We start from the raw sequence: 16,611 nt of genomic DNA, 5'->3' as shown, positions 1-16,611 counted from the left end.
GACAATACCGAAACGGCCCGGTGCGCGACAAGATCGGAACCTTCTTCAAGAAATCGTCACCCCGGCGGCGTCGCGCAGCAGATTGACACTGCCGCCGGCAGGCGCTTAATTCGAGGCACGGGGATCTGCGATCTCCCCGCGAGGCGACATGCCCAAGTATCGCGTCCTGGTCACCAAGGACGCTGCATGTCTGCTTTCATCTCGATCTCATCACAGAAATTGTCCCGTCAATTGGTGCCGCCAGCGCGCCGGTCTCGTCGATGTCCGTATCGACGAGGACCGCGCGGTCTATTTGCGCACGCGACAAGACGGCGAGCACCAAGAGCTAGCGAGTACGCGGGGGACGTTGGGGACGACGATCAAGTGGAGGACTTCATGACCACGAATACCGACCGCCGAGACTTCATCAGGGGCGTGGGGGCCGCCGCGGCGTCGACCGCACTACTCGCGGGGACGCAAGCCCTTGCGCAAGCCAATCAGCCAACAGGAGCCAAGCCAATGACATACCAGCCCAAGCCGATGCCGTTCGATCCGAAATCCATTGCCGGCATCTCGGAGAAGGTGCTCGTCAGTCACTACGAGAACAACTATGTCGGCGCCGTAAAGCGACTGAACGCGATCGGAACGCAACTCGCCGAGCTCGACTTCGCGAAAGCTCCGAACTTCGTCATCAACGGCCTGAAGCGCGAGGAACTCGTCGCGTCAAACTCGATGATCCTCCATGAAATCTATTTCGACGGGCTCGGCGGTGCCGGCAAGCCGAGCACAGCACTTGCCGAGGCGATCGCGCGCGATTTCGGCAGCATGGAGCGGTGGCGCGCGGAGTTCTCCGCCATGGGCAAGGCCGAAGGCGGCGGCTCCGGCTGGGTGATTCTTTCCTACTCACCGCGCGACAAGCGGCTGGTCAATCAGTGGGCCGCCGACCGCACGACGACGCTGGCCGGCGGACGCCCCGTGCTGGTGCTCGACATGTATGAGCACGCCTATCACATGGATTACGGCGCCGCGGCCGCGAAGTATGTCGACATCTACATGGAAGCGATCAAATGGGACAACGCCGCAACCCTGTACGATCAATACAGGAGGGAAGCTTAGACGCCGTGCGAAGAATGAGCGTAGCGCTCTTGGGGGCGGCGTTGTTCCTATTGTCGGTGGAAGGAAACGCGATGGCAGAAACTGTAAATTTTGACAACGCAGCAACCGGCGCAGCGCCCGAAGGCTGGACTCTGACGAAGACGGGTCGTGGCCAGCCCAAATGGACGGTCGAGGCGGAGTCGACGGCGCCAAGCAAGCCGAACGTCTTGAAACAATCCGGTCAGGCGACGTTCCCAGTGGCGCTCAGGAACGGCACCAGCATCCTAGACGGGTTCGTCGAGGTCAAGTTCAAGGCGATCGCAGGCTCCGAGGATCGTGCGGCCGGTATTGTCTGGCGCGCAAGGGATGCCGACAATTACTATGTCGTGCGGGCCAACGCGCTTGAAGACAATGTCGTGCTCTACAAGACGATCAAGGGTGTTCGCAGCGCGCTCGATATCGTCGGCCGGAAAGGCGGCTATGGCGTCAAGGTATCGGTGCCATCAGGTCAATGGCATTCCCTACGCTGCGAATTCGCGGGAAAGCTATTCAAGGTGACGTATGACGGCAAGCCGATGTTCGAGGTCGAGGACGAATCGATCAGGGACGCCGGCATGATCGGCTTGTGGACCAAGGCCGACAGTGTCACCGTATTCGACGACCTGACATACGGTGCACTGAACTAGAACGTGAGTCGTGATTCAAGGTCGGGATGATACCCGAAGCAAGAGAAGTCCACCTTTCGAGGAAAGATCGCAAGGTGCTTGAGGCGTGCTGTCGCTCACCGGTGACGTTGCAGCGCGATTTGAAGCGGGCGCGGATAGTTCTGTTGGCGGCGGATGGGCGCAGCACCCGGTCGATCGCCAAGGAAGTTGGGGTCCAGCCGCGGATTGTCAGCCTTTGGCGGCATCGCTATGCCGACCATGGCCTTGAAGGGCTGCAAGACAAGCCGCGGCCTGGCAAGCAGCCGATCTATACGAAGACGACCGACAAGCGGATTCTGAAGCTGCTGGATAAGCCGCCACCGCAAGGGTTTGCGCGCTGGACCGGCCCCCTGCTGGCCGAGGCGCTGGGCGATGTCGATGTCCAATATGTCTGGCGGTTCCTGCGCAGCCACAAGATTGACCTGGTGGCTCGCAAGTCCTGGTGCGAGAGCAACGACCCGAACTTTACGGCCAAAGCCGCCGATGTTGTCGGCCTCTATGTCGCGCCGCCGGCGAAGGCCATTGTGCTGTGCGTGGACGAGAAGCCCTCGATCCAGGCTTTGGAGCGAGCGCAGGGTTATCTGAAGTTGCCCGATGGCCGCGCCTTGACCGGCCAAAGCCACGATTACAAGCGGCATGGCACCACAACATTGTTTGCGGCGCTCGAAGTCGCCACCGGAAAGATCATCGCGACCCATTCAAAACGCCGGCGCCGCGTCGAGTTTCTCGATTTCATGAACAGCGTCACCGCGGCTTTTCCGAACCGCAAGCTTCACGTCATCCTCGACAACCTCAACACCCATAAAAAGAACGAGGACTGGCTCAAGGCCCACCCCAACGTGCAATTTCATTTCACGCCGACAAGTGCGTCATGGCTCAATCAGGTCGAAGTATGGTTTTCCATCTTGCAGGGGCAGTCGCTCAGCGGCACCTCCTTCACGAGCCTCAAGCAGCTTCAGGAACACATCGATGCCTACGTCAACGCATACAACGACAGAGCCGAGCCCTTCGTCTGGACCAAGAAAAAGGTCCGTCAACGCCGTTTCAAAGGCCGCCGTATCACTCAGCTCTGATTCCGGGTACTAGCACTACTTTGGGTGCGCCGGGAGACCGGCAAGGAATAGATGGTGGAAGTCCATTGCGATGAAGGTGTAGCGAACCACATCGGCCCCGAGCCGTGCGCAGGCGTCCGCGAGGGTGTCGGCGAAGCGTCGGTAGGGGAGCATGCAGGCCAGCCATTGAGCCGCGAAACAGTGTTATCTCGGGAGCCGACGCTGTCCAAAGAGCGGAAGGCAATATGGGCGAGTGCGCAAACGCGAGCACCCGTCCAACCCGGCGTGGTCGTAGACCCTGGCATGTATGGAAGCTCCTTGTACGGGAACCGGGATATCTCCGGGTCGGCCATCTTCCTTCTCGGAGGAGATGGTCCGCAGCGGGAAGGCGAGGAGCTGTAGCCGCTGATGCACGACACGGAGAAGTCTGACTCTGGCATAGTAGCTGAGAAGCCAACGAACAAAGCCGGATTACTGGCGGCGGAGTGGGCGGAGCCAAGGCCGGGGACCAAGGGAAACGCGGAACAGCAGCGCATGCACCGGACACAGGGCCGGGCTCGCATGACCCAGTCGCTGGACCGCGTACGGACAGCCGCAAGGCTGAGGAAGAAGGACCGGTTCACCGCGCTCTTTCACCACATCAATGTCGATACACTGCGGGCGGCGTTCTTTGCGCTCAGGCGTAAGGCTGCTCCCGGAGTGGATGGCATGACGTGGGAGGACTACGAGGAAGATCTCGAGCCCCGGCTCGCCGATCTGCACAAACGGGTCCAACGAGGAGCGTATCGCCCGCAACCGTCTCGCCGGACGTACATACCAAAGGCAGACGGCAAGCAGCGCCCGTTAGCGATCGCGGCTCTCGAAGACAAAATCGTCCAGGGCGCCACCGTCATCGTGCTCAACGCCATCTACGAAGGAGACTTCTGTGGCTTTTCCTACGGGTTTCGGCCCGGCAGAGGACCACATGATGCGTTGGACGCGCTCTGCACAGCGATCGAGACGCGGAACGTGAACTGGATCATTGACGCCGACATCCAAAACTTCTTTGGCGCAGTCAGTCAACCTTGGCTGGTTCGCTTCTTGGAACATAGGATCGGCGACAAGCGCATCATCCGCCTCATTCAGAAATGGCTGAAGGCGGGTGTTCTCGAAGACGGCGTCGTAGCCGCTGATGACAGGGGAACGGGTCAAGGTTCGGTGATTTCACCGCTTCTGGGCAACATCTACCTGCACTACGCTCTCGACCTGTGGGCCAAACGCTGGCGACAGCGCGAGGTCTCCGGCGGCATGATCATCGTGCGTTACGCGGACGATGTAGTAGTCGGCTTTGAGCGCGAGGATGACGCACGTCGTTTCCTTGACGCGATGCGCGCGAGACTGGAGGAGTTCGAGCTGACGCTCCACCCGGCCAAGACCCGCCTGATTGAGTTTGGTCGCCATGCGGCGGCTCAACGCAAGCAGCGCGGACTCGGAAAGCCGGAAACCTTTGCGTTCATGGGGTTCACGTTTATCTGCGGCAAATCACGCCAAGGGCGCTTCCAGCTTCAACGGAAGACCCGTAGCGACCGCTTGCGAACCAAACTCCGCGAAATCAAGGAGGAGCTAAGGCGCCGAATGCACTGGCCGATCCCTGCACAAGGGAAATGGCTGAGGCAGGTCTTGACCGGCCACTTTGCGTACTTTGCTGTCCCGACGAATGGCCGAGCGCTCAATGCGTTTCGGTTCTATCTGACCGATCTCTGGAGGCGGACGCTTCGGCGGCGCAGTCAGCGGACCTGTCTGACCTGGGATCGCATAACGCAGATCACCGATGACTGGCTCCCCAAGGCTCGCATCCTTCATCCATCCAAAACTTCTTTGGCGCAGTCAGTCAACCTTGGCTGGTTCGCTTCTTGGAACATAGGATCGGCGACAAGCGCATCATCCGCCTCATTCAGAAATGGCTGAAGGCGGGTGTTCTCGAAGACGGCGTCGTAGCCGCTGATGACAGGGGAACGGGTCAAGGTTCGGTGATTTCACCGCTTCTGGGCAACATCTACCTGCACTACGCTCTCGACCTGTGGGCCAAACGCTGGCGACAGCGCGAGGTCTCCGGCGGCATGATCATCGTGCGTTACGCGGACGTACGGCGGGCATGGTTGGTTGAGGCGGAGGCCCGTTGATTCTTTTTTTTCCGCCCCGCGTATGCGAGGCGACGATGTTGCAGGAAGGCGTAGGCAATCATTGTCATAAGGGCGTGGCGATGAAGACCTTGCCATGATCGCCCTTCGAAGTGATCAAGTCCAAGCTCCTCCTTCAACTGTTGATGCGCCTGCTCACAAATCCACCGTGCCTTGATTTCGGGGAGGACCTTCGGCGCCTGGTCGTCGAGCCAGGTCCGGAAGGCGGCCAATACCGGCAGGCTATGCTGCTGGCGCAGCCGCAAGGTGTATGCGGCGCGCGTTTCGTCGTCGGGCGGCGTCTGGCGCGCCACCCTCTCGACCTCATACAACGCCTCGAAGAACTTGAGCGCCTGCAATGGCGGACCGCCGGGCGTCTTCCTGGCCTTGAGCGCATCGGTAAATTTCCTGCGCGCATGCGCCATACAGCCAAGATGGGTCGCGCCTGTCAGCGTGCCCCAGGCGTCATAGCCGTCGCTCATCAACAAGCCACGATAGCCGGCCAGGAAGGCCTGAGGATGTTCCTGGCCGCGACCGGGCTGGTAATCGAACAGCACGACCGGCTGCGCGCAGTCCTGGCCGCTGCGATAGGCCCACATGAAGGATTTGGCCTGCGCATCCCGGCCGTCCTCTTTCAGAACCTGGACCCAGGTTTCGTCGCCGTGGACCAGGGGCTGCGACCTGAGCTTTTGCTGTAGCGCGTCATAGACCCGATGCAGATGCAACTCGCTCGCCCGGATCACCCAGTTGCCCAGCGTCCCGCGGCTGATGCTGACGTCGGCGCGCCCCAGCGCGTCCGCCACACGGTACAGCGGCGTGCCGTCGACGTATTTGTTGGCGAGCACCAGCGCCAGCGTCGATGGCGTGGCGACGCTACCCGGCAGCGGCTGCGCCGGCATCGGCGCGGTCACGATCGGGGTGTTCAGCGCGGTGCGCTCGCAGTGACGGCAGGCATATTTGAACCGCACATGTTGCAGCACTGACGCCTTCACCTCGACGTGCAACTGCTCGGTGACGGTCTCGCCCATCCGATGCATCCGATTGCGGCAGCACGGACAGTCCTTTTGATCCTCACCCAGATCATGTTCGACGCGTTGGCGCGGCAGATCGTCAGGCAGCGGCTTGCGGCCGCGTGTCTTCGGTGCCGGCTTTGGAGCCTCCGGCAATCCCGTGTCCGGCACGGCGACCGCCTCGACATCGTCGTCGTCCCGGCTTTCAGCGGCGGCCTGCTCGGCTTCGTTGAAGATGCGCTCCTTGAGCTTTTCGCTCTTCGGCGCGTAGCGGCGCAAGCGCTCCAGGCGCAACTGCTCCTCAAGATGCAGGACGCGTTGCGCGAGTTTCTCGTTCTCCGCCTTCAGCGCCGCGAGCTCGGCCGCGTGCGCCGCGATCAAGGCTTCCAGCTCGTGCGTCGTGGGCCTGCGACTCATCGTAGTCTTGAATCGAAGTCATGCCGCCGCGTCAACCGAGTTCCATGCGGTGGCCGGCGTCATCCGATAGCGCTGATGACGCCGCCCGCATCGAACACGCTCAGCCCACGCTGTGATATTGCCGCACCGGATGACGACGCACCGCCGCGATGTTGATGCCGTCAAGCAGCCAGTGCAGCTCCTCCGTCGTCAGCGTCAGCACCGCCTCCTGACTTCGGGGCCAGTGGAATCTGTCGGCCTCCAGCCGCTTCAGCAGCATCCAAAATCCTGACCGGTCATAAATCAGCAGCTTGATCCGGTCGCGGCGACGATTGCAGAACGCGAACACCGCGCGCTGGAACGGATCCAGCCCCATCGACTGCTCGACCACGATCGCCAGGCTGTTGATGCCCGCCCGGAAGTCAATCGGTTCGCGGTGAAGGTAGACCCGAAGATCAGACGCCAGCCGGAACATCGCAACGCCCCAGCGCTTCAATCACCGCCGACAGCAACTGCGCGTCGCCGCCTTCCAGCGAAAGCGTCACGCCGTTGGGCATCGATGCCGTCAGCCGCCCTGCACAGGATCGCTCCGTCGCGCAAACCGCGATCGCGCCAGCAGATCGAGTTGGCGACGGCGACGGCGCGCGAACCGGAACAAAGGCTGGCGCAATCGGCGCCTCCGGCTGGCCATCCCCGTTCTGACGTTGTCGCTTGGCCACCCATTTGCGCAGCAGGTTCGCGTTCACGCCGTGTTGCAACGCCAGCCCCGCCAGCGACACGCCAGGCTGCAGACAGGCCTCGACCAGCCGCTGTTTGCTGGCCGGATCATAGCGACGCCGCCCATTGCGCAACACGCCGACCGTCTCAAGTCTCAAAAGTTCTTCTGGAGTGATCATCGATGGTGTCCACCTCGTTCATGGTGGACACCTCATCCCATCCCCGCGCTCAACTGCATAGGTGCGTAGAAAGGAGCGCTTACAGTAATCCGGCTTTGTTCGTTGGCTTCTCAGCTACTATGCCAGAGTCAGACTTCTCCGTGTCGTGCATCAGCGGCTACAGCTCCTCGCCTTCCCGCTGCGGACCATCTCCTCCGAGAAGGAAGATGGCCGACCCGGAGATATCCCGGTTCCCGTACAAGGAGCTTCCATACATGCCAGGGTCTACGACCACGCCGGGTTGGACGGGTGCTCGCGTTTGCGCACTCGCCCATATTGCCTTCCGCTCTTTGGACAGCGTCGGCTCCCGAGATAACACTGTTTCGCGGCTCAATGGCTGGCCTGCATGCTCCCCTACCGACGCTTCGCCGACACCCTCGCGGACGCCTGCGCACGGCTCGGGGCCGATGTGGTTCGCTACACCTTCATCGCAATGGACTTCCACCATCTATTCCTTGCCGGTCTCCCGGCGCACCCAAAGTAGTGCTAGTCACCTGAATCTAAAGTTCGCCACATAATGTCTGCTGGGCTTTGTGGCAGAAGCGTTTGACGGACGCCAAAATCTGGTCTGCGGACTTGGTCCATTTGAAGGGCTTCGGGTGTCTGTTGTGCAAATCGATGAAGGTACGGATGTCGGCCTCGAGTTGCCTGACGGAGGTGTGAACACCTCGCTGGATCTGCTTTCTGGTGAGCTCAGCGAACCAGCGCTCGACCTGGTTGATCCATGACGCGGAAGTCGGCGTGAAATGGACATGATAGTGCGGCCGGCGGGCGAGCCACGCTTTGATCTTGGGTGTTTTGTGAGTGGCGTAGTTGTCCATGACGATATGGACATCGATCCCTTCAGGGACTTGAGCGTCGATCTCTTTGAGGAACTTCAAGAACTCGATTGCCCGGTGGCGTTTGTAACATTTGCCGATGACGAATCCCGAGGCGACATCGAGCGCGGCAAACAGCGAGGTCGTACCATGCCGCACATAGCTGTGCGTGCGCCGTTCCGGTACGCCCGGCATCATCGGAAGGACCGGCTGCTCGCGATCCAGGGCCTGGATCTGGCTTTTCTCATCGACACTGAGGACAAGGGCTCGGTTCGGTGGGGACAGGTAAAGGCCGACGATGTCGCGTACCTTGTCGACGAACAGCGGATCGCTCGATAGCTTGAATGTCTGGCCACGGTGCGGCTGCAAGCCGAACGCCGCCCACATTCGGCGGATCGTGGTGTGGGAAAAGCCGGTTTCCGCAGCCATCGAGCGGATCGACCAATGCGTGGCATCGGCTGGCGTCGTCCGCAACGTCCGCTCGATCACCTCAGCAACCTGATCGTCGTTGATGGTTCGAGGGCGGCCAGGGCGTGCCTCGTCAAGCAGGCCATCACAGCGGTCCTTCAAAAATCGGCGACGCCACTTGCCAATGGTGTGTTCGTGCAGGCCGAGTTCGGCAGCCACAGACTTGCTTGGCAATCCATCCGCGCATCGCAGGATCGCGCGGCATCGCTCAGATAGCGATCGGGCAACGCGATGACGACGAACTTGCCTCTCCAAGTACGCCCGCTCCTGCGGACTAAGCACCAACGGCGCGATCGGCCGGCCTCGCTCACCTGCATTAGCCACGAGCTCTCTCCTCTGTAGAGATTCGAGCTATCAACTAATGTGACGAACTTGCGTTCCAGATGACTAGGCCGTGAACCCATAAATCGGCTGCGCTGACGACTCGCGAGAGTCCGCTATGCCAGGGCCAAAGAAGACCATGCTGCCGTACTACCTACCAACGCTATGAACTCGCGCCGCTTCATGTAGTCCTCCCGCCATTCGGACCATCGCGATGGGACGGGCCAGCAGCAAGTCCGGCAATGTCCCTTTTGCCACCGGAAGCGGAAGTAAATTCAGAGCATTAGCAGGACCGCGACCGGCCATTGCGGGTTGGTGGCGCTGCCCGAGACGTGATTCAAGCTCCAAAACCGGAGCCTCGAATCATGCGCTACGAACTCAGCGACTACGAATGGATCGCCATCAAACCGATGCTGCCGAACAAGCCCCGTGGGGTCCGGCGTGTAAACGACCGTCGTGTGCTCGGTGGCATCTTCTGGGTCCTCCGCTCAGGTGCTCCATGGCGCGACCTGCCCGAGACCTTTGGTCCCCGCACTACTTGTTACAATCGCTTCGTGCGGTGGCGGCGGGCTGGCGTCTGGGACCGGATCATGGATGCGCTGGCCGCCGGTCATGATGCGGCGGTGCAGATGATCGATACCTCCGTCGTGCGCGTGCACCAGCACGAGAACGACGCCAACTGTCAATCGGCTTGCAAATTTGCAGGCCGAATGACAGCCAACCTCAAATTGTTTCTTTCGTAAAACGGGCCACGCCCGAATCAAACTAGCCCGTCTTATTCGTAAGAGTGCGCCTGAGGGCTGGCGAGCGTGGTGTAAAGCGCTGATGCGGCGTAGGATTCGGTTGCGAAGCCACCCCATCACCTTCAACCGCGAACGCCACGCCCGCCATGACCGATGATACGATTCTGCCCTTCTCGTTTCCAGCCATTCACGCCAAGAAAGTCACAGCTGCCTTCGATGGCGGTCGCCTAACCTCGAACGGGGGCGTGATGCTTCTGGCGATGGCCGAGCGGCGTCTCGGCTTGGCCGACAATCTGGCCCGGGTGTTCCCGGATCGGCGCGATCCGACGCGGGTCGTGCACAGCCTTGTCGATATGTTCCGCGCGCGCATGTTCGCGATCTGCTGCGGCTACGAGGACGCCGACGACCTCGATCATCTGCGGTCCGATCCCGCATTCAAGCTGGCCTGCGGACGGCTGCCGGACACGGGCCGCGATCTGTGTTCCCAACCGACGCTGTCGCGGCTGGAGAATGCTCCGCGCCTGCGCGACGTGATCCGACTGACCTACATTTTGGTCGACGCATGGATGGATAGCTACCCCCACGAGCCGGCATCCGTCACGCTCGACATCGATGATACCTGCGATGTCGTCCACGGCCATCAGCAGCTCTCGCTGTTCAACGCTCATTATGATGAACGCTGCTTTCTGCCGATCCACGTCTACGACACGGAGAAGAGCCGTCCCGTGGCGGTCGTGCTGAGGCCCGGCAAGACGCCGGGCGGCGTCGAGGTGCGTGCCCTTCTGCGCCGCCTGGTACGGCATATCCGGACGCGGTGGCACAACACGCGAATTACGTTCCGTGGCGACGGGCACTATGCCCGGCCGGAGGCCATGGCGTGGTGCGAGACCAACGGCATCGACTACATCTTCGGTCTGTCCGGCACCAAGCCTCTCGCCAGAAAAGTCGACGAGGTCGCCGACGACATCCGCACCCGACGCGCCATCGAGAACCTGCCGGTTCTGCGTGGCTATACCGAGACGCGCCACAAGGCAAAGTCCTGGGATCGCGAACGGCGCACCGTCGCCCGTATTGAGGCGACGATGCTCGGCCTCGACATCCGTTTCGTCGTCACCAGCCTCGATGTCGGCTCGGCCGAGTGGATCTACGACAGCCTGTATTGCGCGCGCGGCCAAGCCGAGAATCTGATCAAGCTGCATAAGACGCAGCTCGCCTCCGACCGCACCAGCTGCCGTTCGGCGCTCGCCAACCAGGTCCGTCTCCTGCTCCATACGGCCGCTTATTGGCTGATGCTGACCGTGCGCGACGCCATTCCCAAAGTCCGGGAATTGGCCGCTGCCGAGTTCGCGACGCTGCGTCTTCGGCTCTTGAAGCTCGCCGCCCGTGTGGTCGAGACCTCGAGCCGCATTCGCCTTGCGTTTGCCGCGGCATGTCCCGAAGCCGACCTGATCTGCGGCTTGCCCGGCGCGCTGCTGCCGCTCGGTCCTTGACCGGCGGGGCGTCCGCCCCCGTTCGCCCAACCCATCCCTCAAGCGCGTTGCAAAGTACCGGTCGTCAGGCGGCGAAAAGCCGAAGGCAATCCTGTGCGCCTCGTCAGACAAGATGTGCGGCCGCATCAATCGGGCCCAAAAGCCGCACTCTCACGAATAGGACGGGCTAAGACGCACCCGCGCAACCCTTTTAGAGGGCCGCCCCTCAAGACTGCGGTGGGGGCCATGTTGGGCGCGCCCTACCGAGCCGTAAGGTGCCATACAGACGCACCCCGGGCAAGCCGAGCAACATCCTGCCGCGGCTCTACGCGGCCTCGTCAGCTTCTCGAAAGCTCGCGCGACTATAGGTCTGCTCAAGTGATCTTGGACGTGAGGCTAGCGTGGACCGGCAGAACTTTGATCCATCCAACGTAACAGCTTGGTCGCAAGTGCAGCACGACGTCTCGGAAGAGACGCACGCCGGCCAGGCCGGGCAAGAGGGCTTTGAGCAGCACTTGGCCGAGGCGCGCCCGCCTGATCCGGCTCCTGTCTCTAGGGGGGCGAGCCGGAGCCACCATCCCAATCTCTCTACGGAAGATCGGGACATTATCGACAAGGCGATTGCTCAATATGCAGGTCCGCGAAAACCGACAACGGTCTATCAGTATGCTCGAGGACTCCGTCGATTAATAAACGAAATCCGCGGTCGTGGCCAATCGACCGATCTAAGGGATCACCAATCCCTGGCCGAGTACGCCAAAGCTTACTTTCCGTTAGACAATGCTATCGTAACGGGGTTGAACATCCTTCGTGCGTATTATGAGCCGGGCCATGTAGCTTATGGCGCGCGACGCGCTGCCCCCTCAGCGGAAGACGCCCTTCTCATAGAGCATCTGACTAATCCCGGCGGACTCAACGAGAGTTCCTTTGGTTTATATCAGAATGCTCTTCGCCAATTTTCTGACAAACTCAAGGGCAAGGGCCAGACGATATCTGAACTGGATCAGGATTCGCGAGTCGCGTTCGCTCGTAGGTTGCTTCCGACGCACGCAACTCTCATCTCCGCGTTGGGGACGTTGGGTGACCAGCTCGACGCGAAACAAGTTTCAGGTCCGGGCGGCCCTCGGGAAGCCGGGGGCGATGGTGTCCCGTCGCCCAGGTCAGGCGGGGTTCCGGCGGAAGTCTGGGACCTGTTCGATGATGAGGCCGAGGAGCCGCCGGCCGATCCATCGGAACTTGAGCGGCTGGAGCATGAGCTTCGCGGGGAAATTCAGGGACGGCTAGGCGACCACCCCGCTCAGCCGCCCTTCTCCGTAGAGCCAGAGGGATTCACGTTTAATCCAGAGTCCCCTCCTGCGAAAGTTCGCCGATTGCTGGATGATCATTCCGCCCTGCCGCAAGTCTTCGTCAATCCAAACGACCTCAATGCAGACGCTGGCGTGCTGATGCGGGCTTCCCTCCACGAATTGGAGAGGCAGCCCACAATGCAGCAGAGCGGGCATGAACAACCTGCTGCACCGAGCAGGAGCAGCGTCCTCCCGAGCGGGGACAACCGACCGACCAGCTTCGTGATCAACACTGAGCGTTACACGGCGTTGTTGGTGCCCGCGGGGATGACCAGGCAGAGCTTCCCGCTCCATCCTCGATCGGAAAACGCTCCGCAGCCCAGCGCGCCGTCGGGGAATCAAGCCTCGCCAGCACTGCCTTCACGCAGGATGGAGCAAGCCGCGCCGGCGTCCGACCGGGCTGAGGCGGTGTTCCCAGCGCTCGGCGAGACTTTTGATGCGTCTTTGTCCGCTCCCGAGGACTTCTCCCACGGCACCCAGCCTGCGCCGGGTATGATGCGGTCCAGGTTGGGCCGCTGGGGTCAGTTTCCGGATGTGGCAGAGCGGGTAAAGACCTACGACATTCGCGGTGAACGCTATACGGCCGTGTTGGGACCGGGAGGGCCCGATGATGTTCGGCTCATTCACCTGCGGTCTCCCGCTGTCGGCGATACATTCGATGTTTCGTTCGCCGTTCCCAAGGATTTTTCTCATCGCACCCAGCCGGCGCCCGACATGATGCTGTCCACGTTGGGCAAGTGGGACTTCTTGCCTGTCGCGGAACATCCAATCATGAACTACGAGATTGGCGGCGAACGCTACACGGCCGTTTTGGGACCGAAAGGACCCAACGACGTTCACCTCATCCATCATCCTCGAGTTGCTGATGAAGCTGCGCCAGCGGCACCGTCAGACGTCTACAACGTCCTTGATTTGCCGTCCACACCGGAGGAGCTGCCTGATTACGCGAACTATCTGTCGGCGTTCCCGCGCATACACTCCGGTGCCGAGATCGGGGCGTCGGGTCCGGCGGCCTCATCCCACGACCGTAGCGGGCGGGCTCTCGACCCCATGCAGTGGCTGGGCGACGAGCATATCCAGAGGGATTACGAGCTCCTGACGCAGGAGTTGCAAATGAATGATCCGAATCTTGCCGCCCGAACGCGGTTCGTCGATCCTCTCATTGCCTTTCGGTTGAGTTGGGGCGCCGAGCGCGACGCGCTCAGCGCATTGCAGCGCATCGTCTATGATCATGACAATGATGTAGCCGACTTCCTATTCCTGCCAGTGACCGATGCCAGTCCAACCAATCCTAACGGCACCCATTGGTCGCTGCTACTCGTAGATCGCTGCACGCGAGGAGTGCCGGTCGCCTATCATTACGATTCCGTCGAGGGACACAATGACGGGCCCGCAGAACGGCTCGCAGAACGGCTGGGCCTGACTCTGCAGCGAGCCGGAATGGCCCCGCAGCAGAACAGCTATGATTGCGGCGTGTTCGTGGTGGATGGCACACGGGAGCTGGTTCGACGATTGGCGCAAGGAGAGCGGCCACAAGCCGAGCCGCTGCACCTCGACAACCTCGTCGCCAATCGGCAGGCACTCCGGGACCGGCTTAGGGGTTGATGGCGATGCGCCCGTCCGGTAGGCGTGTCGATCTCCAGGGTTTTCGGCGGCGTTTCAGGACCGGCCGCTGTCGCCGCGAGCAAGCGCACGAAATCAGCTGAATGCAGGAGGACCTGTAAGGGTCGACGCCGTTAAAAAGGCAGTGAAGAGGGTTCACAACGCCGCCAGCGGCTATAAAAGCAAATCGTGCTGTGCGTCAGGCCGGCGGGTGGTTCCTGGAGAGACCATTCTGCCGGAGTTAGTTCAGCGCGAATCGTGACGAATTATTGCGATCACCTGCAGCGTGCTGCCTGCTACAGCGCAGAAGACGGCAAATCATGGATGTCCTAGCCCGTCTTATTCGTAAGAGTGCGCCTGAGGGCTGGCGAGCGTGGTGTAAAGCGCTGATGCGGCGTAGGATTCGGTTGCGAAGCCACCCCATCACCTTCAACCGCGAACGCCACGCCCGCCATGACCGATGATACGATTCTGCCCTTCTCGTTTCCAGCCATTCACGCCAAGAAAGTCACAGCTGCCTTCGATGGTGGGCGCCTAACCTCGAACGGGGGCGTGATGCTTCTGGCGATGGCCGAGCGGCGTCTCGGCTTGGCCGACAATCTGGCCCGGGTGTTCCCGGATCGGCGCGATCCGACGCGGGTCGTGCACAGCCTTGTCGATATGTTCCGCGCGCGCATGTTCGCGATCTGCTGCGGCTACGAGGACGCCGACGACCTCGATCATCTGCGGTCCGATCCCGCATTCAAGCTGGCCTGCGGACGGCTGCCGGACACGGGCCGCGATCTGTGTTCCCAACCGACGCTGTCGCGGCTGGAGAATGCTCCGCGCCTGCGCGACGTGATCCGACGGACCTACATTTTGGTCGACGCATGGATGGATAGCTACCCGCGCGAGCCGGCATCCGTCACGCTCGACATCGATGATACCTGCGATGTCGTCCACGGCCATCAGCAGCTCTCGCTGTTCAACGCTCATTATGACGAACGCTGCTTCCTGCCGATCCACGTCTACGACACGGAGAAGAGCCGTCCCGTGGCGGTCGTGCTGAGGCCCGGCAAGACGCCGGGCGGCGTCGAGGTGCGTGCCCTTCTGCGCCGCCTGGTACGGCATATCCGGACGCGGTGGCACAACACGCGAATTACGTTCCGTGGCGACGGGCACTATGCCCGGCCGGAGGCCATGGCGTGGTGCGAGACCAACGGCATCGACTACATCTTCGGTCTGTCCGGCACCAAGCCTCTCGCCAGAAAAGTCGACGAGGTCGCCGACGACATCCGCACCCGACGCGCCATCGAGAACCTGCCGGTTCTGCGTGGCTATACCGAGACGCGCCACAAGGCAAAGTCCTGGGATCGCGAACGGCGCACCGTCGCCCGTATTGAGGCGACGATGCTCGGCCTCGACATCCGTTTCGTCGTCACCAGCCTCGATGTCGGCTCGGCCGAGTGGATCTACGACAGCCTGTATTGCGCGCGCGGCCAAGCCGAGAATCTGATCAAGCTGCATAAGACGCAGCTCGCCTCCGACCGCACCAGCTGCCGTTCGGCGCTCGCCAACCAGGTCCGTCTCCTGCTCCATACGGCCGCTTATTGGCTGATGCTGACCGTGCGCGAGGCCATTCCCAAAGTCCGGGAATTGGCCGCTGCCGAGTTCGCGACGCTGCGTCTTCGGCTCTTGAAGCTCGCCGCCCGTGTGGTCGAGACCTCGAGCCGCATTCGCCTTGCGTTTGCCGCGGCATGTCCCGAAGCCGACCTGATCTGCGGCTTGCCCGGCGCGCTGCTGCCGCTCGGTCCTTGACCGGCGGGGCGTCCGCCCCCGTTCGCCCAACCCATCCCTCAAGCGCGTTGCAAAGTACCGGTCGTCAGGCGGCGAAAAGCCGAAGGCAATCCTGTGCGCCTCGTCAGACAAGATGTGCGGCCGCATCAATCGGGCCCAAAAGCCGCACTCTCACGAATAGGACGGGCTAAAGGCCAGAACCGAGAGGCATCTCCGTAGCTACTTTTGGAAGCGTTTGGTTCAGGAATTGCGTCGCTCCCATGCGAGCCTTATCGTGCCGAACAGATGCTCGACTGTCTCGCGATGCTGGCGCATCGCCTCTGTGTTTGCATCAAGGCGCTGCTGCACGGCCTCGAACAGACGCTCACGCTTGCGTGCTTCCAGAGTGCCGATCTTGTCCTTCAACTTCGCTGCCGGCACCCCCTCAAGGATAGCTTGAATCGCCTTATCTAGCTCGCGCTCAGTCCACTCCCGGCATCGTGACGCTGCGACCGCGCCCCGTCCCCGAGCTTCCGCATCTAGGAACCAGAGCCACGAAGGCGAGGTCTTGCCCTCCGGACAGGCTGACGCGATCGCGTTCGATGACCCCGGCGGCATCGGAGTGGTTTCCGGCGAACCACACCTGCTGCAGCCAATCCAGATGCTTGAAATTTCGCGCAAGGGCTGCCCCGCACATTCAGCGCGAGAGCAGGCCTTTGTCGGGCACTTGCTGCGCCCGTTGTCGGCATTGAGACTCAA

The 16,611-nt window shown here is 61.6% G+C and carries 13 protein-coding genes and 3 pseudogenes; 10 read left to right on the top strand and 6 right to left on the bottom strand.

The genetic code is table 11. The features are described 5' to 3' along the window. Positions 1-498: 498 nt before the first annotated feature. From ACFLEY_RS38575 to ACFLEY_RS38565, 3 genes are read left to right on the top strand one after another with little or no spacing between them, the layout of a single operon-like run. Positions 499-1,095: a superoxide dismutase gene (locus ACFLEY_RS38575; protein WP_060909003.1), complete on the top strand. Its 597-nt coding sequence runs from the start codon at positions 499-501 to the stop codon at positions 1,093-1,095. Between the two features lie 14 nt (positions 1,096-1,109). Continuing rightward, positions 1,110-1,760 carry a hypothetical protein gene (locus ACFLEY_RS38570; protein ID WP_060909002.1) on the top strand — a complete coding sequence of 217 codons (651 nt, stop codon included), beginning with the start codon at positions 1,110-1,112 and terminating at the stop codon, positions 1,758-1,760. A gap of 26 nt (positions 1,761-1,786) precedes the next feature. Then, entirely contained in the window at positions 1,787-2,851 is a 1,065-nt protein-coding gene (locus ACFLEY_RS38565) for an IS630-like element ISRj1 family transposase (RefSeq protein WP_082755507.1), read from the top strand. 15 nt (positions 2,852-2,866) lie between these two features. Here the strand turns inward: ACFLEY_RS38565 and ACFLEY_RS38560 are convergent, their stop codons facing one another. Next, the gene (locus ACFLEY_RS38560; RefSeq protein WP_171901125.1) at positions 2,867-3,004 is read right to left on the bottom strand and encodes a hypothetical protein; all 138 of its coding nucleotides are present in this window, start codon (positions 3,002-3,004) and stop codon (positions 2,867-2,869) included. Positions 3,005-3,238: 234 nt separating this feature from the next. Between ACFLEY_RS38560 and ltrA the strand changes: the two genes are divergently transcribed. Further along, positions 3,239-4,777 carry a group II intron reverse transcriptase/maturase gene (gene ltrA, locus ACFLEY_RS38555; RefSeq protein ID WP_396604377.1) on the top strand — a complete coding sequence of 513 codons (1,539 nt, stop codon included), beginning with the start codon at positions 3,239-3,241 and terminating at the stop codon, positions 4,775-4,777. Then, positions 4,669-4,953, top strand: a pseudogene (locus tag ACFLEY_RS38550) (reverse transcriptase domain-containing protein); the annotation flags it as partial. The gene ltrA and the pseudogene ACFLEY_RS38550, both read left to right, overlap by 109 nt. Before the next feature lie 209 nt (positions 4,954-5,162). Here ACFLEY_RS38550 and tnpC read toward each other — a convergent pair. From tnpC to tnpA, 3 genes and pseudogenes are all read right to left on the bottom strand, one after another. Continuing rightward, positions 5,163-6,416, bottom strand: a pseudogene (gene tnpC, locus ACFLEY_RS38545) (IS66 family transposase); the annotation flags it as partial. A gap of 100 nt (positions 6,417-6,516) precedes the next feature. Beyond that, positions 6,517-6,870: an IS66 family insertion sequence element accessory protein TnpB gene (tnpB, locus tag ACFLEY_RS38540; RefSeq protein ID WP_018270214.1), complete on the bottom strand. Its 354-nt coding sequence runs from the start codon at positions 6,868-6,870 to the stop codon at positions 6,517-6,519. Beyond that, positions 6,851-7,291: an IS66-like element accessory protein TnpA gene (gene tnpA, locus ACFLEY_RS38535; protein ID WP_035693717.1), complete on the bottom strand. Its 441-nt coding sequence runs from the start codon at positions 7,289-7,291 to the stop codon at positions 6,851-6,853. Before tnpA ends, tnpB begins: the two co-directional genes overlap by 20 nt. A gap of 385 nt (positions 7,292-7,676) precedes the next feature. On the opposite strand from tnpA, the gene ACFLEY_RS38530 reads away from it, so the two are divergent. Further along, positions 7,677-7,814, top strand: a complete 138-nt coding sequence (locus ACFLEY_RS38530; protein WP_171901125.1) for a hypothetical protein — start codon at positions 7,677-7,679, stop codon at positions 7,812-7,814. Positions 7,815-7,830: 16 nt separating this feature from the next. Here the strand turns inward: ACFLEY_RS38530 and ACFLEY_RS38525 are convergent, their stop codons facing one another. Next, positions 7,831-8,940 carry an IS630 family transposase gene (locus ACFLEY_RS38525; RefSeq protein WP_060908300.1) on the bottom strand — a complete coding sequence of 370 codons (1,110 nt, stop codon included), beginning with the start codon at positions 8,938-8,940 and terminating at the stop codon, positions 7,831-7,833. A gap of 362 nt (positions 8,941-9,302) precedes the next feature. On the opposite strand from ACFLEY_RS38525, the pseudogene ACFLEY_RS38520 reads away from it, so the two are divergent. The 4 genes and pseudogenes from ACFLEY_RS38520 to ACFLEY_RS38505 all read left to right on the top strand — a co-directional run. Beyond that, a pseudogene (locus tag ACFLEY_RS38520) lies at positions 9,303-9,602 on the top strand (IS5 family transposase); the annotation flags it as partial. A 224-nt stretch (positions 9,603-9,826) separates the two neighbouring features. Further along, positions 9,827-11,170 (top strand): IS1380-like element ISBdi2 family transposase, encoded by a 1,344-nt coding sequence (locus ACFLEY_RS38515; RefSeq protein WP_060908998.1) that lies wholly within the window; start codon positions 9,827-9,829, stop codon positions 11,168-11,170. A 380-nt stretch (positions 11,171-11,550) separates the two neighbouring features. After that, on the top strand, positions 11,551-14,100 hold the full coding sequence (locus tag ACFLEY_RS38510) for a Ulp1 family isopeptidase (RefSeq protein ID WP_309142178.1): 2,550 nt from the start codon (positions 11,551-11,553) through the stop codon (positions 14,098-14,100). A gap of 450 nt (positions 14,101-14,550) precedes the next feature. After that, a complete protein-coding gene (locus tag ACFLEY_RS38505; protein ID WP_396604376.1) occupies positions 14,551-15,894 on the top strand; it encodes an IS1380 family transposase in 1,344 nt (447 codons plus the stop codon). Between the two features lie 219 nt (positions 15,895-16,113). Here the strand turns inward: ACFLEY_RS38505 and ACFLEY_RS38500 are convergent, their stop codons facing one another. Continuing rightward, positions 16,114-16,278, bottom strand: a complete 165-nt coding sequence (locus ACFLEY_RS38500; protein WP_171901083.1) for a hypothetical protein — start codon at positions 16,276-16,278, stop codon at positions 16,114-16,116. Between the last annotated feature and the right edge of the window lie 333 nt (positions 16,279-16,611).

It is taken from the genome of Bradyrhizobium sp. YCK136, assembly GCF_044570075.1.
GTDB lineage: Bacteria > Pseudomonadota > Alphaproteobacteria > Rhizobiales > Xanthobacteraceae > Bradyrhizobium > Bradyrhizobium diazoefficiens.
Note: the sequence above shows the minus strand (reverse complement) of the source record. Positions and strands in the feature narration are given on the sequence as shown.

Coding starts and splice junctions, on each gene's coding strand:
- ACFLEY_RS38575 (WP_060909003.1), top strand. CDS start 499: ATGACATACCAGCCCAAGCCGATGCCGTTCGATCCGAAATCCATTGCC.
- ACFLEY_RS38570 (WP_060909002.1), top strand. CDS start 1,110: ATGAGCGTAGCGCTCTTGGGGGCGGCGTTGTTCCTATTGTCGGTGGAA.
- ACFLEY_RS38565 (WP_082755507.1), top strand. CDS start 1,787: ATGATACCCGAAGCAAGAGAAGTCCACCTTTCGAGGAAAGATCGCAAG.
- ACFLEY_RS38560 (WP_171901125.1), bottom strand. CDS start 3,004: ATGCTCCCCTACCGACGCTTCGCCGACACCCTCGCGGACGCCTGCGCA.
- ltrA (WP_396604377.1), top strand. CDS start 3,239: ATGCACGACACGGAGAAGTCTGACTCTGGCATAGTAGCTGAGAAGCCA.
- tnpB (WP_018270214.1), bottom strand. CDS start 6,870: ATGTTCCGGCTGGCGTCTGATCTTCGGGTCTACCTTCACCGCGAACCG.
- tnpA (WP_035693717.1), bottom strand. CDS start 7,291: ATGATCACTCCAGAAGAACTTTTGAGACTTGAGACGGTCGGCGTGTTG.
- ACFLEY_RS38530 (WP_171901125.1), top strand. CDS start 7,677: ATGCTCCCCTACCGACGCTTCGCCGACACCCTCGCGGACGCCTGCGCA.
- ACFLEY_RS38515 (WP_060908998.1), top strand. CDS start 9,827: ATGACCGATGATACGATTCTGCCCTTCTCGTTTCCAGCCATTCACGCC.
- ACFLEY_RS38505 (WP_396604376.1), top strand. CDS start 14,551: ATGACCGATGATACGATTCTGCCCTTCTCGTTTCCAGCCATTCACGCC.